Source organism: Gluconobacter sp. ESL1110 (assembly GCF_058107395.1).
In genome coordinates, this window is record NZ_JBYLUK010000011.1 from 11,775 (window position 1) to 36,240 (window position 24,466).

The window sequence follows — 24,466 nt, forward strand, 5'->3', positions numbered from 1 at the left end:
AGGGACAGGGTAGTTTCCCGCCCCTCCCCTTTCACTACCGGAGACTGGACCCATCGGCACGTTCATGCCCCTGCCTTCTGCTGCGAATGCCACGCCCTCCATGGCCCAGTGGTTTGACCTGAAGCATCAGGAGCCGGATGCCCTGCTGTTCTTCCGAATGGGGGATTTCTACGAGTTGTTCTTCGGGGACGCACAGGCAGCAGCCATAGCGCTCGATATCGCTCTGACAGCCCGTGGCAACCACAATGGCGAGCCGATTCCGATGTGCGGTGTGCCCGTCGCCGCCGCGCCAGCCTATCTCTCCCGCCTGATCCGCCGCGGCTTCCGCGTCGCCGTCGCAGAGCAGACGCAGACTCCGCAAAAAGGCCAGAAAGGCCCGCTGCCTCGCGCCATCGTCCGTGTCGTCACCCCCGGCACCCTGACCGAAGACGAACTGCTGGAAGCCGGACGGGCCAATCTTCTACTGGCCATTGCCCGCTCCGGAAATCGTCGGTCCGGTATGATCGGTGCCGCCTGGATCGACATTTCCACTGGGGCTTTCGAAACAACATCCGTTCCCGAAGCCGCATTGCCAGAACTCATGGCCCGGCTCGATGCAGCGGAAGTTCTGTCCGATCCGGAACTCATTCCCTCTGACCATGCGAGCCGTCTGGCGCCGGTTGCCGTCCCGCCGACCATAGATAGTGCCCGCACTCTGATCGCCCGCGCCTATGGCGTCGCCCAGCTTGATGCGCTGGGAGACTTCCCGGACGAACAGGCCATCGCCTGTGCCATGGCTCTGAATTACGTCCAGCGCAGTCAGGCGGGTGCACTTCCACGCCTGTCCCGCCCCATTCCGCAGGGTATCAGTGGCGTTCTGGGAATCGACCCGGCCACCCGCGCCAGCCTCGACATTCTCCGCACCCGCGATGGCGAAACGAAGTACAGTCTCTTTGGCGTCGTCTCCCGCACGGCTACAGCCGCCGGCTCACGCCTTCTTTCACAATGGCTGTCCTCACCGCTTACCAACGCCCAACAGATCACCGACAGACAGAACGCCTGGCTTTGGCTTCAATCCGTGCCGGGCCTCGTGGGATCGCTGGGTGACATCCTCAAACGCACCCCCGACCCAGCACGTGCCCTTGGGCGCCTGTCTGCCGGGCGCGGGCAGCCCCGTGACCTTGCCGCCATTCGGAACACGCTGATCGCCGCAGACGATCTCACCGGCCTGTTGCAACCCGTCTGTGACGCCCTGACCCCAACGCTGATCCGTACCCTGACAGCCGGATTGTACGGCAGGGCAGACACCCTGCTCGATCGCCTGAAAGCTGCTGTTGCCGAAGATCTTCCGGCCCGTATTGAAGATGGCGGGTTCATTGCTGCCGGATTTAATGAAGAACTGGATCGTTATCGCACGCTCCGGGACGAGAGCCGGCGTATTGTCGCAGCCCTTCAGGGGCGACTGTCAGAAGAATACGGCATCGGCAATCTGAAGATCCGCCACCATGCCCAGCTCGGCTATGTGATTGAGGTGCCGTCCGCTGCCGGTACGAAACTGAAGGATCGGCCCGAACTGTCCTTCCGGCAGGGAACAGCAAGCCTCGCCCGTTTTTCAACGGAAGAACTCGCTGCTTTGGACCGCGCCATTCTGGAAGCCGCCGACAACGCCAGCACGCTAGAACGTCGCCTCTTTGCCGAGCTCTGCACTCATATTCTCCAGACCCCCGCTCTGGACGAAGTAGCCGAATTTCTGGCGTTGGCAGACGTCCTGCGCTCCTGCGCGCTTCTGTCCGAAGGCGGATCATGGTGCCGCCCGGACGTCACAGACGGGACCGATTTCGAACTCATCGCCTGCCGTCATCCCGTTGTAGAAGCCGCACTGGCGGAATCAGGAAGTGCAGACGCACGCTTCATTCCCAATGACTGCAAACTGCCGCCTGAACATCGCGCCATGCTTCTCACCGGCCCGAACATGGCGGGTAAATCGACATTCCTCCGTCAGACAGCCCTAGCCGTCATCATGGCGCAGGCAGGGCTACCTGTTCCCGCGACGAGCGCCAAAATCGGCGTCGTGGATCGGCTATTTTCCCGCGTCGGCGGCGCGGACGACCTCGCCCGTGGCCGCTCGACCTTCATGGTTGAAATGACCGAGACCGCCGCCATTCTCAATCAGGCCGGACCAAAATCCCTCGTCGTCGTCGATGAAATTGGTCGGGGCACGGCCACGCTGGACGGTCTTTCCATCGCCTGGGCCACGCTTGAAGCGCTCCATACGCAACTCGGCTCCCGCACAATCTTTGCCACGCATTTCCATGAACTCGGTGCATTGACGGAGTTTCTTCCTCGTCTCGCACCTTACACCATGGCCGTGAAGGAATGGCGCGGCGAAGTCATCTTCCAGCATGAAGTCCGCCCCGGATCGGCACGGAAAAGCTGGGGGCTGCATGTCGCCAAGCTTGCAGGCATCCCGCAGTCGGTCGTCAATCGTGCCTCGCGCCTGCTAGCAACATTCGAACGTGAACAGGCCGAAGCACGCTCTTCCCTGCCATTATTTGAAGCCGTGGCGGACACACCAGACCCGGCCAGTGAGACATCAGAGCCACAGTCGCCCGCCCTGGAAGCACTCACAACGCTAAATCCCGATGAACTCTCTCCCCGGGAAGCATTAGCGGCATTATATGAACTTAAACGCCTCGCCTCAGGAGACAGGACTTGAAAAAAGCGGGTTTCTGGGGCGAAAGTCATCCTTCCCCTTTCGCTGACGATACGGATACGACCCTGTCTGACCGCAAAGCCATGACCCCGTCGCTGCAAACAGCCCTCCAGAATGCTGCAGCCAAGGGGCTGACATCCCGTGAAGATGTTCTCTCCATCCTCCGTCGTCATCTCGGAAATGGTCATGCAGCCATCCGTCAGCGGTTTGAAACCCGCCAGATGTCCGGGATTTCCGCCGCACGCGCTCTTGCGGCTCAGGCAGACAGTGTCGTCTGCGCGCTGGCAGACCTGTCAGCCCAGCAGGAAGGCGCATCCGATGAACCGCTCTGTCTTTGTGCAACAGGCGGTTATGGTGCGGGCCTTCTCGCGCCTTTCAGTGACATCGATATTCTCTTCCTGATTCCGGAAGACGCTTCCACCGCTCTCACAACCCGAATCGAGTTCATCCTCTACGCTCTGTGGGATCTCGGCCTGCGAGTCGGACATGCCACGCGTTCCATCAGTGCCTGCATCAAAGACGTCGCTGAAGACCTGACAATCCGCACCGCATTACTGGATCTGCGCCCGCTCTACGGAGATCGCACTCTTGCCCGCGATCTGCGCTCCGCCCTTGGTGCCGATCTTCAAAACGATACGCTGTGCGATTTCGTGCGCGGCAAGATTGAAGAACGCGAACTGCGGCACCGCCGCTTTGGCGACAATCCATACATGGTGGAGCCAAACATCAAGGAAGGTCGTGGCGGCCTGAGAGACCTCCAGACCCTGAACTGGATGGGCCGCGCCGCCCTTGGCTGCGCGATTACGACAGTTGACCAGACGGCAGCCCCAGCAGAAGCTGTGCCCACACCGTCCTTCATTTCCTTTGGCCTCCTGACCAACCGTGAAACCCACCGCGCCCGGCGCGCGTGGGATTTTTTCTGGACTGTCCGCCTGCATCTTCACTACATCACCGGCCGTGCTGAGGAACGTCTGACCTTCGATGTTCAGCCCGTCATCGGTGGCCGCATGGGCTATGCGACGCATGGTCGTCAGCGCGGCGTCGAGCGCTTCATGCGCCACTATTTCCTGACGGCCCGTGATGTCATGCGTCTGACGCATGTGCTTCAGCCCATCGTCCTGATGCGCCTTCAGGATCAGGCCAGCGACACCCAGCCGGAAACCCTGGCCGGACCTGAAGGCTTCGAGCGCATTGCGGGGCGTCTATGCCCTGTCGAACCTGTGACGTTCGCGAAAAATCCGCGTGACATGTTCCGCATGCTGGATTGTGCCCGTCGCCATGATCTGGAACTTCACCCCCTCGCCATCCAGCAACTCATTCGCAACGAACGTCATGCGGTCGAACTTCGGGATGATCCGGAAACGGCTCAGATCTTCCTGAACCTGCTCTGTGAACCCAGTGCGGATGAGACCAAAAATGTTCCGTTCTGGCTTCCGATCCTGAACGAAACAGGCCTGCTCGGACGTTTGCTGCCAGACTGGTCCCGCGTTGTCGGGCAAATGCAGTTCGACAGCTATCATATCTATACGGTGGACGAGCACATCATCGAGGCCGTCCGCATGATGGGGCAAATCGAAGCGGGGCACATGGCGGATGAAATTCCGCTGGCTTATGCCTTGGCCAAGGATCTGCGCTCCCGTCGTGCCCTGTATGTCGCCGTTCTTCTGCATGACATCGCCAAAGGCCGTGGCGGTGACCATTCAGAACTGGGGGCTGATCTGGCCTTGGAAATCTGCCCCCAGCTTGGACTTGATCCGGAAGAAACAGACACCGTTTCCTGGCTGGTCCTGCACCATCTCCTGCTGTCACAAACGGCCTTTACACGCGACATCGACGATCCACGCACCATTCTGGATCTCGCAGACACCATCCAATCTCCCGAACGCCTACGCCTCCTGCTTCTGCTGACCATTGCGGACATGCGCGCCGTCAGCCCGAAAGTCTGGAACGCCTGGAAAGCAACGCTGCTGCGCGAACTGTTTTCCCGTGTTGCCGAAGTTCTGGAAGGCGGACTGGCCGCTACGGAACAGGATGGACGCGTCAGCCATGCCCGCGAACTTGCCCGCGACGGTCTGACCCCTCTCCTGCCCGAGAGCAGCGTCGAACACTTCCTGTCTCTCGGCTATCCGAGCTACTGGCTGGGTTTTGATACCGACACGCACATGCGCCACGCCCGCATGATCCACGATTCGGACCGCTACCGCTCTCCCGTTACGGTAGAAGCTTATCCCATTCCGGACCGTGGCGTGACGGAGCTGACCGTGCTCTGCGCTGATCATCCGGGCCTGTTCTCACAGATCGCCGGAGCCCTCGCCGTTGCCGGAGCCTCCATCGTGGACGCCCGCATTCACACGCTCAGCGACGGTATGGCTCTGGACACGTTCTGGGTTCAGGACGCAGATGGATGCTCTTTCGAAGACCCGCACCAGCTTGGTCGTCTGAATCATCTCGTTGAGCAGGCTTTGTCTGGTCGTCTGGATCTGGAAAAGGGAATTGCCGAAGCCCGCCACCGTGGCGCATCGCGCCGGATGCGCGCCATTCATGTTCCGCCCCGGGTGGTCATGGATAACACAGCCTCAGACCGTCATACCGTCATTGAAATCAATGGCCGTGACAGACCAGGCCTGCTCCATGACATTACGCGTACCCTGAGCCAGCAATCCCTCCAGATTTCCTCGGCCCATATTACGACTTACGGGATGCGCGCTGTGGACGTCTTCTACGTCCGCGACCTTCTGGGCATGAAAATCACGGACCCAGTTCGCCTAGCCCATATCCGTGACTCCCTGCTGTCTTCACTGACACCACTCCCTGTCAAGAAATCGGCTGCTGCTCCCACACTCTGAGGGCTTCGGCCACTCGTTCAATAACGAGTGGCCAGTCCTCAGGCAGAAAGCCATCAGGCCGAAACTGTCGAACATTCTGATACCAAGGCACATTTTTCCAGCGCCAGTCTCCCCCTCGCCGATTGAGAATCCAGAGAGGACGGCCTGTCGCCCCCGCAACATGCGCCACCAATGTATCAACACTGATCACCAGTTCGCATTGGCTGACAGCACGTGTCAGAGCCTGCAAAGTCGAGAGATCGACCTTTTCCATCCAGTCCGGACATTCTCCCCGCTGAAGAGACACGAATCTCAAGCCTGAAACGTCTCTCAACGGGTCCAGCCACTCTGGCTTCAACGAACGTCTCGAATCAAAGCGGTATGATGGATTGCCCGCCCAACACACACCAATCGTCTTCGGTACCGGGTCCAAACCTGTTTCAAGATAAGATTCTGAGTCTGGTGCGCCCTGAAGACCCAGAACAAACGGCAAGCTGAGAAGGCTGACTTCGCTCTCTACCGGGCCCTGGCGATCCAGAATTCGGGATGCCCCCAGTTGAGGCATGAAAGACACAAGATCAGCAGCCGGGAACTGAAGCCTCAAAGGACGGCGCTTTGCAGCTTCCCTCAGAAACCGCAAAAACTGCACGCTATCGCCCAGCCCCTGCTCCGCCGTGACCGCAATCGGTTCTTCCCCGGAGGAACCATCCCAGGCGGGAACCTGCGGCCTATACCCCAACAAAGAATGGCGGCTTTCAAATTCCTTCCATCCCTGAGCAAAAACGCCCTGCCCCAGAAGAAGTGTCGCATGGTTAAAGCGCGCCTGCTCCCGGTCAAAACCGCTCTCACGCTCCATAACAGCACTAAAAAGCGCTCCCGCTACGGTATCCTCATCCATTTCCATGAGAACCGTACCCAGACTGTTGGCAACACGGCCATCCTCCGGTCGAAGCGACAGCGCCTCTTCGAGAACGGATCGCGCCTGTGGCAAATCTCCCAGCGCCATCAGAACAAGACCAAAATTATTCAGCGTCTCCGCCGTTCGCGGCCCCAGCTCACAGGACCGCAGTAAAGTTTCCCGCGCCTCTCCATACTGCCCCAGCCCGAACAGAACGGCTCCGAGATTTGCCCAGGCCCGTCCGTCCTGTGCACAGCGGCGCGTGACTGTTTCAAAGCAGATAACAGCCTGATCCCCCTGACCATCCTCAAGATAAATCTGCCCCAGCCTTGTAAGATAATCCGTCTCATCTGAAGCAAGTTTGACCGCTTCTCCAAAGGCCTCTTTCGCCTCGTCTCGCCGCCCCAGAAGCAGCAACGCCTCACCAAGAGCCGCCGACGTACGCGGATCAGAAGGCTGAAGCGTTTGAGCCACAACAAGAGCAGCACGTGCAGGCTCCGAATGACCTTCCGCCATTAAGGCCAGACCCAGCGTGAGATGAATACGGGCCAGCCGGGATCGCGGGAGGCCCTCAGCCGCTTTAAGGGCCTTTCCACATAGCGCAATCGCCACAGCGTTTCGGCCGTTGGCACGTGCCAGACAGGCCATACCATGCAGAGCATCCGGCTGCGTCGGATCAGACGTCAGAATATCCTGAAACCAGCGCGCCGCTTCGCTCAGATCTCCCCGAGCAAAGCATTCAAAAGCATATCGGGTGGGATCAGAAGAAAGGCTGCGCATCGTGTTTCCGTCAAACCGGAAGGAGAAAGAAAAGCCGGTACATCTCCGTCACAACGTACCGATATATCCGGTGAATATTAAAAGCCGTTAACGAAGTATTCAGTCTTTGGACAGCATGGTGCGTGTGAACAAGACAATCAGAGGCGTCTGACCATGCATCTTGAACAACGGACAGGCAATGTTCCCGGCCTGGTTTTCGCGACAGTCCGTCAGGGTATGACGACACGAACCTTCCCGATTGAAGTCAGACAAACTGCGTCAGGGCACTACATTTCCCGTATGCCCGATCAACGCTGGTCCATTGAATGCCAGACCATCGATTCCGCTCTCCTGATGCATGCGGCTGTTCTTTTCCCTGTGGAGCATGAACATGCCCCCTGGCTATCCAATCCGCGCCCAGCGCCCCTCCCAACAAACCAGGATTCCCGCATTCCGGAAAAAGCAGGCTCATCTTCTCCAAGTGCGAAGTTTACTGACAAAGCCTGCTCAGAGCTGACACTGGAGAATTAATCCCTTTTCGGTCTTGTCAAATTTTCCAGACAGGCCGATGTCTCGAACCATGAAAAGCTGGCTTCTGCATTCCGTCTCCGCCGTTCTTCTGGGAACGTCCTGTCTGTTCGCTTTTCCTGCGTATGCCGATCATCCGTGGAAAGACGCGCCTCAGTCAGCAAGGATTACGACGGATGCCCAACTTGAGAATATTCAGCTTACGGCCCTGACGCAGCATAATGCCCTGTCTCTCCTGGGGCTGGATGTAGATGGACGACCTGTCCTCATCGATTCGGCCAATCAGGAACATCCGTTTCCTGAAAATGGGGCTGAAAGAGCAAAAATTCCGCCTCTTTCCGCGCTCACCAAACAGGACACTATTTTTTGGGGACTGGCGGCCTCCCCAGAAGCCGCGCTCGTTCAGTTATCCTCAGACGGAAAACTGCTTCAAACAATTCCTCTTCAAGGTGCCCACAGCGCAGACAGCCGTTTTACGGCCATTCAGGTCTATGGAAATTACGCTTATCTGACCGATGAAGGACAGGCTGCTCTCGTTGTAGTGGCGCTCAGAGACGGCAAGGCACAGCGTTTTCTTCCCTATGATCCATCCGTAACAGGTCGTCGCCCCCTTAAACGGAACGGCCAGATAACCAATGGTCCTGACAATCATCCGCTGACAGGCGGAAATGTGCGGTTTCTAGCGCTGGATGCAAAAGGCCAGTGGCTCTTCTATATGCCAGCCTGTGGTCCTCTCTACCGCATCGGCAGCGCCCTTCTTACCGACCCGGCTTTCACGCCCGTGGAACAACTTGATGGGATCGTCGAATGGCGTGACACACCTAGCCTGGGCGGTCTCACCCTGTCCGCAGACAATATTTTCTATATGTCTGACATCACTGATGGGGCATTGCTGAAATTCGGTAGCGACCGCAATCCGCTGATCCTTCTTCGGGACAAACGTCTTCTTGATGCTGGGGCACTGGCGGTTTCAGGCGATCATGAGGTCAGTGTTCTGACATCAGAAGATGGAAAACCGCACATTCTTCGCATCGCCTTGCCATAGAAGGTCGTGATATAAAGGCGGCATGCGCTACCGATCTACTCGCGGCGACCTGACCGCCGACGCCCCCAACTTTTCCGACATTCTGCTTGCCGGCCTTGCTGGAGACGGCGGTCTCTACATGCCGGAGACCTGGCCCAAAATCAGCGCCCAGACATTCCGGGACTGGCGCGCCCTGTCCTACGCAGATCTGACGGCTGAAGTCATTTCCCTGTTCTCTGAAGGCGCCATTGATCGCGATACCCTGCGCGATATGGCCCGGGATGCCTATGCCGGCTTCGATCACGCGGCCGTAGCACCGCTTTGCGAAGTCGAGCAGGATCTGTTCTCGCTCGAATTGTTCCATGGTCCGACGCTCGCCTTCAAAGATATGGCGATGCAGATGCTTGGCCGCCTGTTCGACCATGTTCTGACCCAGCGAAACCAGAAGGTCACGATCGTCGGCGCAACATCCGGCGATACCGGTTCGGCTGCCATTGAAGCCTGCCGAGGCCGTGAACGCCTCTCGGTTGTGATTCTCCACCCGAAGGGTCGCACCTCGGAAGTCCAACGTCGCCAGATGACGACTGTACCGGACGACAACATTCTGAATATTGCTGTCGAAGGTGACTTCGATACCTGTCAGGATATCGTCAAGGCGCTCTTCGCCGACCAGCCGTTCCGGGACGAAGTCTCCCTGTCCGCCGTCAATTCCATCAACTGGGCACGTATCGCCGCACAGATTCCCTATTACGTTCGTGCAGCGCTGGCTCTCGGCGCACCAGATCGGGAAGTGTCCTTCTCCGTTCCGACTGGCAATTTCGGTAATGTGCTTGCGGCATGGGCTGCCCGCCAGATGGGCCTCCCCATTCGCCGTTTGTGCATCGGATCAAACCGCAACGACATTCTCACGCGCTTCCTTCTGGAAAACGACATGAGCGTCCGCACGGTTGAGCCCAGCCTGTCGCCATCGATGGATATTCAGGTTTCGTCCAACTTCGAACGCCTCCTCTTCGAACTTCTGGACCGTAACCCAACGCGTTGCGCTGCGATCATGAGAGAGTTCCGCGAAACTGGCCGTATGGCTGTTCCGCATGATGCCTGGACGCGCATGAAAGACGTCTTCGATGGTATGACGCTCAATGATGAGCAGACCAGCGAAGCCATGCGTCATTTCTATGATGAGAGCCTCTATCTGGCTGATCCGCATACGGCCATCGGTCTGGCTGTCGGCAAACGCTTTCAGGAACCCGGTATTCCAATGGTCGCCGCAGCGACGGCCCATCCTGCCAAATTCCCGGATGCCGTCTTCTCAGCGACCGGCATCAGAGCTGCCCTGCCTCCACATCTGGCTGATCTTTTCGAGCGTCCGGAACGCTATGACACGATGAGCAGTCAGATCGCTGGCATTCAGGATGCGGTCCGTACCCATCTCAAAAGCCACTAATACCTTGTTCCTTCCCGCAGGCTCCCCATCTCAGGGAGCCTGTCTTTTTATGACTTACGGAAACTCATGCCCGATACGATTGAAGTCACTACGCTCGACAACGGTCTGACCATCATTACGGAACGCATGGATCGCGTTGAGACCGTCTCGTTCGGGGCGTATGTCTCGATTGGCACCCGTGACGAAACCGCCGAAAACAACGGTGTGTCCCATTTCCTTGAACATATGGCCTTCAAGGGAACCGAGCGCCGCTCCGCCTCCCGGATCGCCGAGGAAATCGAGAATGTCGGCGGTTACATCAACGCGTATACCGCCCGTGAAACCACAGCCTACTACGTCAAACTTCTCAAGGAAGATCTGGCTCTCGGCGTGGACATCATCGGCGATATCCTGACGCACAGCACGTTTCTGGATGCCGAGATCGAGCGTGAACGCGGCGTGATCCTTCAGGAAATCGGTCAGGCGAATGACACGCCGGATGACATCATCTTCGATCAGTTTCAGGAACGCGCTTTCCCGGAACAGCCCATGGGTCGCCCGACACTCGGTACGGAACAGCTCGTCTCCGGCATGACGCGTGAGACACTGATGGGCTACATGCGTGAGCACTATACCACGCACAACATCACGATCGCCGCCGCCGGAAACCTGCATCATCAGCAGGTTGTCGATCTGGTGAAAGAGCACTTCCGGGACCTTCCAACACATCAGACGCCGCGCCCTCGTGGAGCAGCTTATGCGGGTGGTGACCTGCGCACGACACGCGAACTGGATCAGGCCCATCTGGTCATGGGCTTCCCGTCCGTCAGCTATCACCATCCCGATCATTACGCGGTTATGATTCTGTCCACCCTTCTGGGTGGCGGCATGTCCTCACGCCTGTTCCAGGAAATCCGGGAACGGCGCGGGCTGGTCTACAGCGTTTATTCCTTCGCCTCCCCCTTCAGCGACAGCGGACTGTTTGGCCTCTACGCAGGCACTGGTGAAGCCGAGACGGCCGAGCTTGTCCCGGTCATGATCGACGAACTCAAGCGCCTTCAGGATGGCCTGACAGCAGAAGAACTGTCCCGTGCCCGTGCCCAGCTTAAATCCTCTCTGTTGATGTCTCTGGAAAGCACAGGCAGCCGCTGTGAGCAGCTCGCCCGCCAGATCCAGATCCATGGTCGCCCCGTCCCCGTAACCGAAACGGTTGGAAAGATTGATGCCGTGACGGAAGAGGACATCCTGCGCGTCGCCCGCGAAATCTTCGCTGGCACACCCACCTTCACAGCCATCGGCCCGGTCAAGAACATGCCGACGATGGATGACATCACCGCGAGGCTTGCTGCATGAGTACAACCCGTCACGTTGAAGCCCTTCTTGCTGCGGCAAAACGTCACGGCGCCGACCATGCCGACGCCATTTTCATCCGGAACGAATCCGAGTCCGCCATGGTGCGAAAAGGCGTTCCCGAAGGCATTGAGCGCTCCGAAAGCGTAGCCCTCGGCCTGCGGGTTTTCCGTGGCCAGAAAGCAGCTTCAGTTTCGACAAGCGTGCTGGATGATGCCGAATTCGACCGTCTGGCCGAACAGGCCTGCGCCATGGCGCTTGTGGTGCCGGAGGACCGCTTTGGGGGTTTGGCACCTGACGCCATGATCGGACATTTCGATGCTGAAGGGCTGGATCTGTCCGATACGGCATCACCAGATATGGACACCCTGTTGAGCCGCGCCCGAGAAGCCGAGGAGGCCGCTCTGGCGGTATCAGGCGTCACCAACACTAACGGCGCATCCGTCGGACACGGCCGCACTGTGATTGCCTTAGGCACGTCCGCTGGCTTCATGGGCAGCTACAGCCGCACCGGCCACTCCCTCAGCGCCAGCGTTCTTGCGGGCGAAGGGGCGTCCATGCAGCGCGATTACGCGTATCACAGCACCGTCCATCTGGAAGATCTGGACGCGCCTGAGAGCGTTGGCCGCCTCGCTGGTGAACGCGCTGTTGCCCGCATCAATCCAAGCCGCCCCAAAACCGGCACTTATGACGTCATCTATGATCCCCGCGTTTCCTCCAGTCTGCTCGGACATCTGGTCAGCGCGATCAATGGTGCGTCGATTGCGCGCGGTACGTCCTTCCTGAAAGAAGCAATGGGGACACAAATCCTCAGCACAGGTCTGACGGTCAGGGACAATCCACGCCTTGTCCGCGGTCCTGCTTCGCGTCCATTCGATGGGGAAGGCTGTGCAGCCAATGTTCTGGATCTCGTCATCGACGGTGTTTTGCAAACATGGCTGCTGGACTCACGGAGCGCCCGCCAGTTGGACCTGCGTTCAAATGGTCGGGCCAGCCGGGGCGTTTCGGGGCCGCCAAGTCCAAGTGTGACAAATCTTCATCTTGCACCGGGTGATCTTTCCGCCGTTGAACTGCGTTCCGATATAAAGGAAGGGATTCTGGTTACGGAACTCATGGGATCGTCCGTCAATATGCTGACGGGAGATTACAGCCGTGGGGCTTCCGGCTTCATGATTCGCAACGGTGAACTTGCTGAGCCGGTAGCGGAACTCACGATTGCCGGGAATCTGCGGGACATGTTCACCCGGATGGTTCCAGCCAGTGATCTTTCCTTCCGGAACAGCGTGAATGCGCCGAGCATCCGGATTGATGGTATGAGCATTGCAGGACTTTGATGCGTAATTTTCGTCTTTTCTCTATCGCCTGTGCGCTTCTCTGCGTACTGGGTTCCGCTGATGCCCGTCCGGGTGGAGGGTCGTCCATGGGCAGCCGTGGATCCCGTACCTGGAGCGCGCCTCCCCGGACCTCCATTACGCCGAGCTGGACACGCCCGATGGACCGGACCATGACGCCGCAGTCCAACTACGGTGCCCAGTCCGCCACCCCTCGTCCGATGGCGCCTATGACACCAGGGTATCGTCCCTCTTTCCCAAGCCGCCACCCGTTCATGACGGGCTTTGCAGGCGGTCTACTGGGGGCTGGGCTTTTTGGAATGCTGAGTGGGCACGGTTTCTTTGGGGGTATGACAGGCGGGACGTCGATCCTTGGCTTCCTGTTCCAGGTTTTCGTGATTGGCGCGCTGATCATGTTCGTTCTGCGCCTGTTTAATCGCCGTCAGGGCGCCTCCGGTTCATCTGCTACAACGCCATTTGGTGCAGCCAAAGGCAATGCGCCAGTGACGCTAAGCAACGACGATTACACCAGCTTCCAGCGTCTGCTGCTCGACATCCAGTCTGCCTGGAGCGCACAGAACATGCGCGCCCTGTCGTCCATGACAACGCCGGAAATGGCAGGCTACTTCAACGAACAGTTGTCCGATCTGGCGAGCCGGGGCGCACGGAATATCGTTTCCAACGTCCGGTTCCTGCGTGGTGATCTTTCGGAAGCCTGGCGTGAGCGCAACCTGACCTACGCCACAGTCGCCATGCAGTATTCCATGACCGACGTGACGACAGACTCGTTTGGTAATGTCATTGACGGCAGTTCGACCGAACCAGTTACAGTAACGGAACTCTGGACGTTTGTTCGTGCTGACGGGCGCGGAAACTGGATCCTCTCAGCCATCCAGCAGGGTGGCTGAGAAACTTCCTCAGAAGCGGATCAGGGTAATCACGTAAAAGATTGCAGCGAGGGTGATAACCCCTCCTGCAATTCCCACGATCCGGCTTTGACGCCGCTTGGTGGCAAGATCGGTTGTTGTTTTCATGACAGCAGCACCCGATCCACCAACAAGCCACAGAACAGGAAAAACAGATACGCCAGCGAGTAACGGAACGCGAACCGTGCTGGCTTGTCTTTCGTAAGGCTGACGCCCTGAGCGTCCTGCTGATCCATCAGCACACGAACCGCGCAGAGAATAAAGCCCAGATCAAGCAGGCTGGTTGTAACCGTGTAGAACAGCCCACATTCATGGACGAAAGACGGAACCAGCGAAACAGCCGTCAAAATGAATGTGTAGAGCAGGATCTGCCAGCGTGTATGCCGTGCGCCCTTGACGACCGGTAGCATCGGAATCCCGGCTTTGTCGTAATCCTTGCAGGCATACAGCGACAGGGACCAGAAATGCGGCGGCGTCCACAGAAACACGATGGCAAACATGGCAACAGGCAATACAGCCATGGAATCCATGGTTGCAGCCCAGCCAATCATGGGTGGGAATGCGCCCGCTGCACCGCCAATAACGATATTCTGTGGTGTGCTCCGCTTGAGCCACATCGTGTAGATCACGCTGTAGAAGAAGATCGAGAACGCCAGAATACCAGCGGCCAGAGCATTGGTTGCGAGCCAAAGCACCAGCACAGACAGCACTGACAGCACCACGCCGTAGATCAGCGCACTATCGGCTGGCATCCGTCCGTCTGGGATAGGCCGGACATTCGTACGCTTCATAATCGCGTCGATATCGCGGTCGTACCACATGTTGATCGCACCGGCGGCTCCTGCCCCAATGCAGATACACAGGATGGTAATGATCCCGATGGGGATGGAAGGCCATCGCGGCGCAACCGCCATGCCTGCTGCGCCCGTAAAGACCACGAGTGAAATGACGCGTGGTTTCAGGAGCGCAAGCCAGTCCTTCAAAGACGAGTCGCCGTCAGCGCCCAGAACAGAAAAAAGCCCCGACGGGGCTAGAGGGGTTGTCTCGCTCATGCTCTGACCCGGGCACGCCCGGTCTCCCTGATCAGGAACAGTCCCAGCAGCCCGAATGTCAGCAGGCTAAGGCCCATCAGTCCTTCGCCAACAGGCATCAGAACCGGCGTCAGGGAGCAAAGAGCCCCCACGAACGTCAGTCCTGCATGAAGACGACTGAGAGGCGCAGGAATATGATCTGGCAGAAGGCGCATCATCCAGGCGTAGAACCCGCCACAGAGTGCCATCACGCCGCCAAATGCCGCAGCAGTATGATCGAGCGCATGACCCGGCATGAACTCCGCAATCCAGCCCGCGGAGAAAAGAACGAGGCTTCCCAGCGCCCAAAGCGTTGTACCGTCCAAGGCGCGCTTCTGCTTCCAGACATCCACGCAAAGTGCCGCCACAAGCACAAAAGACGGAAAAAGCTGCGTCAGAGCAACAAGGCTGCTCTGAGAAAGACCTGACATTCCACCGAAAAGACTATCCATCCAGCAAAGAGGCCCCAGAACGGCCATACATCCGAACACATAAGGCGCAACGCGGCCTGAAAAGCCATTCGTATCCGGACGCGGCATCAGAAGATGGCACACCAGACCAAGAGCAGGCGTCAGCATCAACGCCGTCTCAGGAAGATGAAGCATCCCAATCAGACCCTGAGCCGCACTGTCAGGGGCATCATTGATCAGCATGTGGGTCACAACAGCCGCAAGCGTTGGGGCCACAATTGCCACGCCTGAAGCCGTGGCCAACATGGACCAAGCAAGTGGAGACAGCGTACGAAAAAGGCGCGTCCGGCCCTCGAGGACAGTCGTGATGATATCCACTGCGAGCGCAAGAACGCCGACGGCCCAGAGTGCAAGAGCCAGAAGAGGTTGCAACGGCAGCAGGACAACGCCCGAAGACAGAAAACCGAAACCGGCTAGGCTAAAGGCAGGAAGCGTAGTTCTGTCCGTCCCCAGTTCAGCAGGAAGCAGCCACTGGCCAAACCCGCCGAGCGCAGCCGGACAAATCACGAAAAATGCCATCAGAATCCCGTGGCAGAACGCGAGCCCTGCTGTCGGATGTGTCTGAAGAAATGGCAACGCCAACGACCCACCCAGAAGACCGGCAAACAGCGCCAGCAGAATGAAGGATGTTCCGATCCGTCTATTGGAAAGAACGGGGGTAGAGTCGAAGGCCTGATAAGTCATGGTCGCGTAGTCGGTCCCTGCCAAGGAATACCGCAGCGAGCGTCGGAATACTCGGCGCCGGTTATACCGGAACCATACGCCGATCAGGCGACCAGGGCTGCGGCGTCGCTTTTACTCTCGCATTGCGGCAATGTCACGAGCGTAAACAGCCCTGCAGGCGGAACAGGCGTCAGAGTAGCGCGTTTCAGGTCTTCCGGGGGAAGAAGAGACTCGATTGCGAAGTCCGGATGCCAGCCCAGTGAACGGGATGCACGGGCCATTCCCCGCTCAACTGTCAGGCGCAATCCACCCGTTGCAAGAAAGTGATTTACAAACAGGATATGCCCGCCCGGCCGAACAACACGCTTGAGTTCTGCCAGAAGGCGATCTGGATGTGGCACAACGGAAGCCACGAACATCGCTACAGCAATATCGAAACTGTCATCTTCAAAAGTCGTGGCTTCAGCATCCATTTCCAGAAGATCGTCCACATTCGTCAGACGATCCTGCAGAACGCGCATCCGTGCCCGGTCAAGCATGTCTTCTGAAAGATCAATGCCGGTGATCCGTTTCTCTGGCGTATAGGACGGCAGAGCGAGTCCCGTTCCCACACCGACTTCGAGCACCCGTTCACCCGGAAGAGCATTGACAGCCTCAACAGCCCTCTTGCGCCCATAACCGGAAATACCGCCAAAAACAGTATCGTAAACGCGGGCCCATCGACGATAGGCCGCTTTGACGGCCTCCGCATCCAGTGCGGAACGCGGGGAGAGGGTTGAAGACATATTCTATGCGACCTTCTGTGTCCGCTCCCCTCAAGACTGGAGAGCATATCCGGAAACGTAGTTCAGTTGGCTCCTTCTTGCCCTTCCGGATATGCATCTGGCAAGACACGGGTTGCGGATGGTCACTAACTCGACCGTTTTTCATCATTTTGGACGCAACAGATGCTGAATGTGTTTCTGATCCTGCTTTGCCTTGTGGTGTGGATAGGCATCTACACCCTGTATTTCCGCAAACAGATCGCAGTCTGGTTTGCAAACCGGTTTGAAAAAGACAAAACCCCGGTTTCCGACGCCCCTCCAGAACCAATCCGCTACAAGCCGGAACCGGAAGGGAAAATCGACGGCTGAAGTCGCTTTCAGCCGTCGATTTTCCCTTTCAATCAGGACGGATAACGCCGTTCAATGGCATCCCAGATCAGCCCTGCACTATTGATGCCTTCGAAACGATCGAGTTCCTGAAGTCCGGTTGGTGAGGTGACGTTGATTTCCGTCAGCCAGTCTCCAATCACGTCGATTCCTGTGAAAATCAGGCCGTGATCGCGAAGATACGGGCCAATCGCTTCACAGATTTCCTTGTCCCGGGCCGTCAGCTCCACACGCTCGGCGCGACCACCAACATGCATATTTGAACGCGCCTCACCTGTTGCGGGAACACGGTTAATCGCTCCGATCGGGTGCCCGTCCACGAGGATAATGCGCTTGTCGCCCTGACGGACAGCCGGTTCATAACGCTGGACCATCAGAGGCTCGTTGGTCCGTGCAAAATGCATTTCCAACAGGGCTTTCAGGTTCTCATCATCCGGCTTGATGCGGAAAATCCCAGCACCACCATTGCCGTAAAGTGGCTTGACGATGATGTCCTGATGCTTCTCTCGGAAAGCCAGAATATCCCGTGGGTCCCACGCCACCAGTGTCGGCGGCATCAGATGTGGAAAATGCGTCACCAGCAGCTTTTCCGGCGCATTCCGGACCGCAACCGGATCATTCACGACCAGAGATAGGCCCTCACCAACGCCATGAACATGCTCCAGCATATGCGTTGCTGTGATGTATCCCATGTCGAACGGAGGATCCTGACGCATCAGAATGACGTCCGTCTCACCCAGCGGAAGGATTTCTTCTTCCCCAAACGCCGCATGATCGCCACGAACACGGCGGACTTCAACACGGCGTGCACGGGCCTGAAGACGACCGCCCTTACCCTGCCCTTCCGTTAGGCTGAGAGTAGAAACAGGATAAACCCAGAGCTCGTGTCCACGCGCCTGCGCTTCAAGCATGAGGGCAAAAGTGGAGTCGCCGTCGATATTGACCTGTTCTAGCGGGTCCATCTGTACGGCAACCCGGAGTGAGCGGGACATGTCGGAAACTCCAACTGAAAAAACGTTGAGAATTCTTCTGTAGCGGGCAGCAGAACTTTTTCAAAGCCGGGGCATGAACCTGCTGTTAGAGTGGATGCCCGTGAAGTGCCTCTACGGCCTGAATGGTCGGCGTTGTCAGCGGAGAGGGTAATTCCCCGAGAGTGAACCAGCCGAAAGCACTGTGTTTTTCAGGCTCCATGAGGGCTGGTACGCCTGTGAATTCGGTGACCAGATAAACGGGCGCAATCCAGTGCGTACCTGCGGCGGGATCCGGCTGTTCCACCAGACACAGCATCTGTCGGGCGTGAATCGTAACGCCGAGTTCTTCAGCCACTTCTCGCTCAACCGCCCGGGCAACAGGTTCAAAGAGATCAACCTTGCCGCCTGGAAGCCCCCAGCATTCGACTTCCGGCTCTCTTTTACGGCGGATCAACAGAAGTTTCCCGTCAACGAGAATAGCAGCACCACATCCGATGCGAGGTTCAGATTGCACAGATGCCTCTTCAGTCCTGCAGATCAGGGTAAGTAATTTTCAGGATTTCGATCTCAACAGGCCCGCGCGGCGTCTGCAACATCGCGACATCGCCAACCCGTGTCCGCATCAGTGCCCGGGCTATAGGAGAAATGAGACTGACTTCCCCCCGCACGAGATCCGACTCGTCCACACCCAGGATCGTCACGGTATGTTCCGTGTCATCCTCATCAACATACGTCACTGTCGCCCCGAAGAACACGCGATCACGCGTGGTCTGAGCCGCCGGATCGACGATCACGGCGTTTTCCAGCCGCTTCCCCAGAAAGCGCAGCCGACGATCAATCTCGCGCAGACGACGCTTGCCGTACTGGTAATCCGCGTTTTCGGACCGATCTCCATTCCCTGCCGCCCAGGATACGATCTCGACAATACGAGGCCGCTCCTTCTGCGCCAGTTCCTTGAGTTCCGCGCGCATGACAGCGGCACCTTTTGGAGACAGATAATGCGAGAGCGGCGTCTTTTCAGACATCAGACAACCCCGACACGAAAACGCATCCGGCCACCAATCCGCGTTTTCGGCTTAAGAATATGTAGCCCCCGGCCAGGAATATCAGGTCGATTGATCGCATCCGTCATGTTCGTCACCGGCTCTACAGCGACGAAAGGTCCATCAGGAGACGTAAAAACGACCAGATGTGTAAAGATCGGGTCAGCTTCTACTGAAACTTTTACGCCTACGCCCGGACGATCAAGCCCGACCGTTCCCCCGAAACCTGCAAAGCAATTATCAATGGACCGCGCGTGAGCATCCTTTGCAGCGTGAAAAGACCATTCGCCTTCACACGGAACGGACTCAACAGGGAGGCCATCCGGTGAAGTCAGCCAGACTTTTTCCGCATCGAACGAAAGTGTCGCCGGCCCTTCGGCGGCCAGAAACGGATGAAAGCCAAACCCGACCGGCTGATCGACCGTATCGCGGTTTTCGACAACCATCTGCACGTCCAGCGTGTCGTCAGTCAGCAGATAGGACAAAACCGCGCGATAAGCGAAGGGCCATTGCCGGTCATTGTCCTGCGGAACATGATCCAGCGTCAGGACAGCATGGCTCGCACCCTGATGGGCGACCGTCCATTCCTGCTCCCACGCATTGCCATGAATTGTATGAGGATGATCGCCCATATTGGGGGCCAGATCGTAATCCTCCCCGTTAAATGAAAAACGTCCGTTCGCGATCCGGTTGGAGTAGGGAATCAGCGGATACGCGCCCACAGCCTCCCCCTTCTGCGCGGCCAGAGCTTCGTTCCGTACCGGCAGAAAAATATCTTTCCCGTCCCGTTGCCAGACACCCACAGCGCCCCCCGTTTCGGGAAGAATGGTCAGGCGGCTCTTACCGCGGCTCAATTCGATCATGACAGTCTGCAATCCTGATAGTGGCGGTCGGTCATGGGCAACCGGGGTCGCCCCATATACCCCGATCAGCGACGACCGCCACGTTTGCGTTTGGCCGGATCATACCCGCCGCCGCCTGGGCCAAGTGGCGTCGGACCTTTCGGCTTCTTGCCCCCTCCAGGCCTCCCGGCCGTCGATGTGGCGACCGGCGGCGGCTCCAGCCCCATATCAATCGCTTCAAGACGACGCACTTCATCACGCAAACGCGCCGCCTGTTCAAAGTCCAGATTGGCAGCGGCTTCACGCATCCGCTTTTCAAGTTCCTGAATGGTGACTGGCAGGGATTTCCCGACAAACTGCTCGGTGTCCCCAGCCTCGTCCGGCGCAACAGTGACGTAATCCTGCTCGAAGATGGACGACAACGCATCGCCAATCTTGGAACGAACCGTCATCGGCGTAATGTCGTGCGCCTCATTCCATTCCATCTGACGGGTCCGACGTCGAGCCGTTTCCTCAATGGCGAAGGTCAGGCTGTCCGTCATCTTGTCCGCATAGAGCAAGACACGGCCATCAACGTTACGGGCGGCACGACCAATCGTCTGGATCAGTGACGTCCGTGAGCGCAGGAAGCCTTCCTTGTCCGCATCCAGAATGGCGACGAGCGCACATTCCGGAATATCCAGCCCCTCACGCAGAAGGTTAATGCCAACCAGTACGTCAAAAGCGCCAAGACGCAGATCACGGATGATCTCGATGCGCTCCAGCGTATCCACATCGGAATGCAGATACCGGACCTTGATCCCGGCTTCACTCAGATAATCCGTCAGATCCTCAGCCATACGCTTGGTCAGCGTCGTGACAAGAACACGGCCACCCTGCGCAATGGTCTCACGCGCTTCATGCAGCAGATCATCCACCTGCCCTTCAACGGGCTTCACGATCGTGACCGGGTCAATCAGACCTGTCGGGCGAATGATCTGCTCGGCAAAGACGCCGCCTGTCTGTTCCATTTCCCATGGACCCGGCGTGGCAGACACAAAAATACTTTGGGGCCGGAAGGCATTCCACTCCCCGAAGGCCAATGGCCGGTTATCGATGCAGGACGGGAGACGGAACCCATAATCAGAAAGGACGGATTTCCGGGCCCTGTCCCCACGCTCCATGCCACCAATCTGCGGAACCGTGACGTGACTCTCATCGACGATAAGAAGCGCATCTTCGGGCAAATATTCGAACAATGTAGGCGGTGGATCGCCCGCCCCACGGCCAGACAGATACCGGGAATAGTTCTCGATGCCTTTGCACGCGCCGGTCGTCTCGATCATTTCCAGATCGAATGTGGTTCGCTGGGACAGGCGCTCGGCTTCCAGCAGCTTACCCTCGGCCGTGAACTGCTCCAGCCGTTTCCGAAGCTCGTTCTTGATTCCGATCATCGCCTGATTGAGCGTTGGGCGCGGCGTGACGTAATGGGAGTTTGCGTAAACGCTGATTTCTGCCAGATCCGCCGTTTTATTGCCCGTCAGCGGGTCAAACTCGGTGATCTGGTCAATCTCATCGCCAAACAGCGAAACACGCCAGGCGCGGTCTTCATTCTGGACCGGGAAGATATCGATCTGCTCCCCGCGCACCCGGAACGTCCCACGCTCGAACCCGGCATCGTTTCGACGATATTGAAGTTCGACAAGGGCCTTGATGAGCTTCTCACGATCAATCTCACCCCCGACCTCAAGCCGGACGACCATTTTCGAGTACGTCTCAACCGACCCGATACCGTAAATACAGGACACGGATGCAACGATGATAACGTCATTCCGCTCCAGAAGCGCCTGCGTGGCCGCATGGCGCATCCGGTCGATCTGCTCGTTGATCTGACTGTCTTTCTCGATATACGTGTCCGACCGCGGAACATAGGCTTCCGGCTGGTAGTAGTCGTAGTACGAGACGAAATATTCGACAGCATTATCAGGGAAAAACTGCCGCATCTCGCCATAAAGCTGCGCGGCCAGTGTCTTGTTCGGGGCCAGAATGAGCGTCGGCTTCTGCGTCGCTTCAATGACCTTCGCCATGCTGAACGTCTTGCCGGACCCCGTCACGCCCAGCAGAACCTGATCGCGCTCTCCATTCTCCACGCCCTGCACAAGCTCGGAAATAGCCGTGGGCTGATCGCCTGCCGGCTCATAGTCCGCCTTGACCACGAACTTCCGCGTCTTGGCCTTTGCAGGCTGCTTTTCAGGAATAAATGCCGTCATGGGCATTGCGGTCGCATTGCGGAGGGCGGAGGGTTTTTTGACCATGAGATCCAAGATGGGAAAGAAACGGGAACATCACAAGAGCGCAGCAGCACGGAAGGCGTTCCGACAACGTATCTTTATGTCATTCTATTGCTGAAAAGGATGGAGGGACTCGCCAAGAGGGCGTATTCAGGCCGCGTATCTTTGAAGGGAAACCGATCATGGACATCCACGCGATCGAGCAGACATACAATCAGCTTCAGGAACAGGCCCAGCAATCTGCACACTCTCTCCAGACGCTAGGCGCCAAGATGCAGAGTGCGGCCCAGAGCGGAGACATGCAGGCTCGGGAATGGGCACTGGATCTGCGGGAAGTCGCGCTCTCGTTTCAGGCCGAGCAGCAACAGGTCACAACCCTGCTCCAGCAGTTGCATGCAGCGCTTGAAAGCGCGGCAAACAGCCAGAATACCTATGTCTCGCCCCAGCCATATCAAGCACAGCCTCCTGTTCAGGCCGTGGAACAACCTGCTGAAAACAGCTTCTTTTCCAATATCCTCAATTCTGGCTTTGCCCGTTCCGTTGAAGCTGGCGCCGGTTTCAGTATCGGGAATGATCTCATCAAGGAAATCTTCTGAGACTATTTGACCCGATCATCCACGGACAAAAGCAGAACTCATCAGGCCGCAAGATCCATGACTGGCAGCGTCTCGCGGGCTGAATACCTGCGGTGAACGGCAACGCAGGACAGAACGCTTCCGATCACCAGAGCAAACGCCGCCATTTCCAGAACACGCGGCGCTCGCTGCTCCCACAAAAATCCGTAAGTCAGACCAAACAGTGTCTCGAACAGGATCATCTGGCCCGTCATGGTCAGCGGCAAAAGTCGGGACATTCGGTTCCACAGGGCATTTCCGAACAAAGAGGCAATCACGGCAACACTTGCCGAAACAAGTGCAAAGCGCCCCCATTCCGGCAGGGAGTGACTGCCTGAAGACACCAGCACAGCAATAGGCAACAGAACCACCGCCTGCCCTCCCGTGACCAGCCCGGTCAGCAGATTCCAGTCATGCACCGAAAGATGATGCAGACGCATCAGGCATCGACTGTTCCACACGGCATAGGTCGTCCAGCACGTCAAAGCGGCCAGCGCATAAACCAACCCCATCACGGATTGCCCTGATGATGAGGGCATGGTCAACGCCTGCCACCCGATACACACCGCACCCGCCGCACATAATCCTAATGACGGGAGCAGAGACCTGAGCGGCACCGCACCTTTATCCCGACTGCCAATGATCGTCACAGCCACCGGCATGAACCCCAGCACAAGCGACGTCAGGGCAATCCCCCCGGCATGCACGGCAGAAGACACCAGAACGTAATAGAGCGTGTTACCAAACAAAGAGAGCCAGAACAGGGCCTTCCAGTCCTGAAATTTGACGGCGTAGAAAACACGGTTCCAGCGGGGAGCAATCAGAATGACGGCGATAAGACCGTAAGCGAGGTACCGTCCCACCGAAAGCTGAAGAGGCGCAAAAGACCGCACCAGTTCGGGAGCCAGAAAAACCAACCCCCACAACGCCCCCGCCCCTGCACCACACAGAACTCCCAATGTGGTCTGACTGGATCTGTCTGAATGATGCGACGATGTGTTCACGATGATCTTTCCTCTGGGGACGAGAGGCATATCATCGGTTCGGCGAGTTTTGCGCTCTTGATTGGGGGATCAAATGCAACAAAAACTCATCCCATGACCAAGAAGCCTCCTGCGCCCTCCCGCTCCCTGGACCCGTTTGACCGCGCCATCCTGCGGATCATTCAGAAAGACAACAAAATGCCGCAGCGCCAGATTGCCGAGAAGGTCAATCTGTCTGCTGCGGCTGTGCAGAGACGCATTGCCGCCATGGAAAAATCCGGCGTCATTACCCGCAACAGCGCCACAGTAGAGGCCCGTGCCGTTCAGATGGGCATCACCTCCATTGTTGAAGTCATGCTGACGGACGAACGGATTCAGACTGTTGATACGGCCAAGGCTCTCTTTCGCGCCGCGCCAGAAGTCCAGCAATGCTATTATGTGAGCGGCGGCGTCAGCTTCATGCTGATCATCGTCTCACAGGACATGACAACATACGAAGAAACAACGCGCCGCCTGTTTGCGCAGAACGAAGCCGTTGCCAGCTATCGCAGTCTGATTGCGCTGGACCGCGTCAAAACCGGAAGCGAGATCCTCATTCCATGAAAAAAGGCGCCTCCCTGAGAGAAGCGCCTT

General features: G+C 57.7%; 21 protein-coding genes. 11 read left to right on the forward strand and 10 right to left on the reverse strand.

All coding sequences use genetic code 11. From position 1 onward, the window contains the following. Positions 1–64 precede the first annotated feature (64 nt). A complete protein-coding gene (mutS, locus tag AC3B6F_RS13210) occupies positions 65–2,695 on the forward strand; it encodes a DNA mismatch repair protein MutS (RefSeq protein ID WP_489824712.1) in 2,631 nt (876 codons plus the stop codon). Next, positions 2,692–5,538, forward strand: a complete 2,847-nt coding sequence (locus tag AC3B6F_RS13215) for a [protein-PII] uridylyltransferase (RefSeq protein WP_489824713.1) — start codon at positions 2,692–2,694, stop codon at positions 5,536–5,538. Before mutS ends, AC3B6F_RS13215 begins: the two co-directional genes overlap by 4 nt. On the opposite strand, the gene AC3B6F_RS13220 is transcribed toward AC3B6F_RS13215, so the two are convergent. Then, entirely contained in the window at positions 5,507–7,195 is a 1,689-nt protein-coding gene (locus AC3B6F_RS13220) for a tetratricopeptide repeat protein (RefSeq protein WP_489824714.1), read from the reverse strand. The genes AC3B6F_RS13215 and AC3B6F_RS13220 overlap by 32 nt on opposite strands. A 153-nt stretch (positions 7,196–7,348) precedes the next feature. Between AC3B6F_RS13220 and AC3B6F_RS13225 the strand changes: the two genes are divergently transcribed. The 6 genes from AC3B6F_RS13225 to AC3B6F_RS13250 all read left to right on the forward strand — a co-directional run bounded on the left by AC3B6F_RS13225 (position 7,349) and on the right by AC3B6F_RS13250 (position 13,738). Next, positions 7,349–7,705 (forward strand): hypothetical protein, encoded by a 357-nt coding sequence (locus AC3B6F_RS13225; protein ID WP_061931586.1) that lies wholly within the window; start codon positions 7,349–7,351, stop codon positions 7,703–7,705. A 37-nt stretch (positions 7,706–7,742) separates the two neighbouring features. Beyond that, the gene (locus tag AC3B6F_RS13230) at positions 7,743–8,747 is read left to right on the forward strand and encodes an SdiA-regulated/phytase-like domain-containing protein (protein ID WP_489824715.1); all 1,005 of its coding nucleotides are present in this window, start codon (positions 7,743–7,745) and stop codon (positions 8,745–8,747) included. Positions 8,748–8,769: 22 nt separating this feature from the next. Further along, a complete protein-coding gene (thrC, locus tag AC3B6F_RS13235; RefSeq protein WP_489824716.1) occupies positions 8,770–10,170 on the forward strand; it encodes a threonine synthase in 1,401 nt (466 codons plus the stop codon). A 66-nt stretch (positions 10,171–10,236) separates the two neighbouring features. Continuing rightward, the gene (locus AC3B6F_RS13240) at positions 10,237–11,502 is read left to right on the forward strand and encodes a M16 family metallopeptidase (RefSeq protein ID WP_211567411.1); all 1,266 of its coding nucleotides are present in this window, start codon (positions 10,237–10,239) and stop codon (positions 11,500–11,502) included. Continuing rightward, entirely contained in the window at positions 11,499–12,833 is a 1,335-nt protein-coding gene (locus AC3B6F_RS13245; RefSeq protein ID WP_062023877.1) for a TldD/PmbA family protein, read from the forward strand. The genes AC3B6F_RS13240 and AC3B6F_RS13245 overlap by 4 nt, the downstream gene beginning before the upstream one ends. After that, the gene (locus tag AC3B6F_RS13250; RefSeq protein WP_489824717.1) at positions 12,833–13,738 is read left to right on the forward strand and encodes a Tim44 domain-containing protein; all 906 of its coding nucleotides are present in this window, start codon (positions 12,833–12,835) and stop codon (positions 13,736–13,738) included. The genes AC3B6F_RS13245 and AC3B6F_RS13250 overlap by 1 nt, the downstream gene beginning before the upstream one ends. 122 nt (positions 13,739–13,860) lie before the next feature. Here AC3B6F_RS13250 and AC3B6F_RS13255 read toward each other — a convergent pair whose 3' ends face one another. The 3 genes from AC3B6F_RS13255 to AC3B6F_RS13265 all read right to left on the reverse strand — a co-directional run bounded on the left by AC3B6F_RS13255 (position 13,861) and on the right by AC3B6F_RS13265 (position 16,744). Next, a complete protein-coding gene (locus AC3B6F_RS13255; protein WP_082785530.1) occupies positions 13,861–14,808 on the reverse strand; it encodes a heme o synthase in 948 nt (315 codons plus the stop codon). Beyond that, the gene (locus tag AC3B6F_RS13260) at positions 14,805–15,980 is read right to left on the reverse strand and encodes a cbb3-type cytochrome c oxidase subunit I (RefSeq protein WP_489824718.1); all 1,176 of its coding nucleotides are present in this window, start codon (positions 15,978–15,980) and stop codon (positions 14,805–14,807) included. The genes AC3B6F_RS13255 and AC3B6F_RS13260 overlap by 4 nt, the downstream gene beginning before the upstream one ends. Before the next feature lie 83 nt (positions 15,981–16,063). Beyond that, a complete protein-coding gene (locus AC3B6F_RS13265) occupies positions 16,064–16,744 on the reverse strand; it encodes a class I SAM-dependent methyltransferase (protein ID WP_010502747.1) in 681 nt (226 codons plus the stop codon). A gap of 162 nt (positions 16,745–16,906) precedes the next feature. Between AC3B6F_RS13265 and AC3B6F_RS13270 the strand changes: the two genes are divergently transcribed. Beyond that, positions 16,907–17,092 carry a hypothetical protein gene (locus AC3B6F_RS13270; RefSeq protein WP_489824719.1) on the forward strand — a complete coding sequence of 62 codons (186 nt, stop codon included), beginning with the start codon at positions 16,907–16,909 and terminating at the stop codon, positions 17,090–17,092. Between the two features lie 32 nt (positions 17,093–17,124). Here the strand turns inward: AC3B6F_RS13270 and gshB are convergent, their stop codons facing one another. The 5 genes from gshB to uvrB form a co-directional block, all read right to left on the reverse strand. Next, complete coding sequence (gene gshB / locus AC3B6F_RS13275) at positions 17,125–18,102, reverse strand: glutathione synthase (protein WP_489824720.1); 978 nt, start codon at positions 18,100–18,102, stop codon at positions 17,125–17,127. A gap of 85 nt (positions 18,103–18,187) precedes the next feature. Continuing rightward, positions 18,188–18,595, reverse strand: coding sequence for an NUDIX hydrolase (locus AC3B6F_RS13280; RefSeq protein WP_489824721.1), 408 nt, complete (start codon positions 18,593–18,595; stop codon positions 18,188–18,190). A gap of 10 nt (positions 18,596–18,605) precedes the next feature. Beyond that, positions 18,606–19,106, reverse strand: a complete 501-nt coding sequence (gene greB, locus AC3B6F_RS13285) for a transcription elongation factor GreB (protein WP_010502741.1) — start codon at positions 19,104–19,106, stop codon at positions 18,606–18,608. Then, positions 19,106–19,987 (reverse strand): aldose 1-epimerase, encoded by an 882-nt coding sequence (locus tag AC3B6F_RS13290; protein ID WP_489824722.1) that lies wholly within the window; start codon positions 19,985–19,987, stop codon positions 19,106–19,108. Before AC3B6F_RS13290 ends, greB begins: the two co-directional genes overlap by 1 nt. A 65-nt stretch (positions 19,988–20,052) precedes the next feature. Then, positions 20,053–22,260: an excinuclease ABC subunit UvrB gene (gene uvrB / locus AC3B6F_RS13295; protein ID WP_489824723.1), complete on the reverse strand. Its 2,208-nt coding sequence runs from the start codon at positions 22,258–22,260 to the stop codon at positions 20,053–20,055. Positions 22,261–22,418: 158 nt separating this feature from the next. Between uvrB and AC3B6F_RS13300 the strand changes: the two genes are divergently transcribed. Beyond that, complete coding sequence (locus AC3B6F_RS13300; RefSeq protein WP_061931565.1) at positions 22,419–22,832, forward strand: hypothetical protein; 414 nt, start codon at positions 22,419–22,421, stop codon at positions 22,830–22,832. Positions 22,833–22,873: 41 nt separating this feature from the next. Here the strand turns inward: AC3B6F_RS13300 and AC3B6F_RS13305 are convergent, their stop codons facing one another. Further along, positions 22,874–23,854 (reverse strand): DMT family transporter, encoded by a 981-nt coding sequence (locus AC3B6F_RS13305; RefSeq protein WP_489824724.1) that lies wholly within the window; start codon positions 23,852–23,854, stop codon positions 22,874–22,876. A gap of 93 nt (positions 23,855–23,947) precedes the next feature. Here AC3B6F_RS13305 and AC3B6F_RS13310 point away from each other — a divergent pair, with 93 nt between their 5' ends. Beyond that, entirely contained in the window at positions 23,948–24,436 is a 489-nt protein-coding gene (locus tag AC3B6F_RS13310) for an Lrp/AsnC family transcriptional regulator (protein ID WP_489824725.1), read from the forward strand. The last annotated feature ends 30 nt before the right edge of the window (positions 24,437–24,466 follow it).

Bases quoted from the DNA above. Each gene is read 5' to 3' on its own strand.
- mutS (WP_489824712.1), top strand. From the start codon at position 65: ATGCCCCTGCCTTCTGCTGCGAATGCCACGCCCTCCATGGCCCAGTGG.
- AC3B6F_RS13220 (WP_489824714.1), bottom strand. From the start codon at position 7,195: ATGCGCAGCCTTTCTTCTGATCCCACCCGATATGCTTTTGAATGCTTT.
- AC3B6F_RS13225 (WP_061931586.1), top strand. From the start codon at position 7,349: ATGCATCTTGAACAACGGACAGGCAATGTTCCCGGCCTGGTTTTCGCG.
- AC3B6F_RS13230 (WP_489824715.1), top strand. From the start codon at position 7,743: ATGTCTCGAACCATGAAAAGCTGGCTTCTGCATTCCGTCTCCGCCGTT.
- thrC (WP_489824716.1), top strand. From the start codon at position 8,770: ATGCGCTACCGATCTACTCGCGGCGACCTGACCGCCGACGCCCCCAAC.
- AC3B6F_RS13240 (WP_211567411.1), top strand. From the start codon at position 10,237: ATGCCCGATACGATTGAAGTCACTACGCTCGACAACGGTCTGACCATC.
- AC3B6F_RS13245 (WP_062023877.1), top strand. From the start codon at position 11,499: ATGAGTACAACCCGTCACGTTGAAGCCCTTCTTGCTGCGGCAAAACGT.
- AC3B6F_RS13250 (WP_489824717.1), top strand. From the start codon at position 12,833: ATGCGTAATTTTCGTCTTTTCTCTATCGCCTGTGCGCTTCTCTGCGTA.
- AC3B6F_RS13255 (WP_082785530.1), bottom strand. From the start codon at position 14,808: ATGAGCGAGACAACCCCTCTAGCCCCGTCGGGGCTTTTTTCTGTTCTG.
- AC3B6F_RS13260 (WP_489824718.1), bottom strand. From the start codon at position 15,980: ATGACTTATCAGGCCTTCGACTCTACCCCCGTTCTTTCCAATAGACGG.
- AC3B6F_RS13265 (WP_010502747.1), bottom strand. From the start codon at position 16,744: ATGTCTTCAACCCTCTCCCCGCGTTCCGCACTGGATGCGGAGGCCGTC.
- AC3B6F_RS13270 (WP_489824719.1), top strand. From the start codon at position 16,907: ATGCTGAATGTGTTTCTGATCCTGCTTTGCCTTGTGGTGTGGATAGGC.
- gshB (WP_489824720.1), bottom strand. From the start codon at position 18,102: ATGTCCCGCTCACTCCGGGTTGCCGTACAGATGGACCCGCTAGAACAG.
- greB (WP_010502741.1), bottom strand. From the start codon at position 19,106: ATGTCTGAAAAGACGCCGCTCTCGCATTATCTGTCTCCAAAAGGTGCC.
- AC3B6F_RS13290 (WP_489824722.1), bottom strand. From the start codon at position 19,987: ATGATCGAATTGAGCCGCGGTAAGAGCCGCCTGACCATTCTTCCCGAA.
- uvrB (WP_489824723.1), bottom strand. From the start codon at position 22,260: ATGGTCAAAAAACCCTCCGCCCTCCGCAATGCGACCGCAATGCCCATG.
- AC3B6F_RS13300 (WP_061931565.1), top strand. From the start codon at position 22,419: ATGGACATCCACGCGATCGAGCAGACATACAATCAGCTTCAGGAACAG.
- AC3B6F_RS13310 (WP_489824725.1), top strand. From the start codon at position 23,948: ATGACCAAGAAGCCTCCTGCGCCCTCCCGCTCCCTGGACCCGTTTGAC.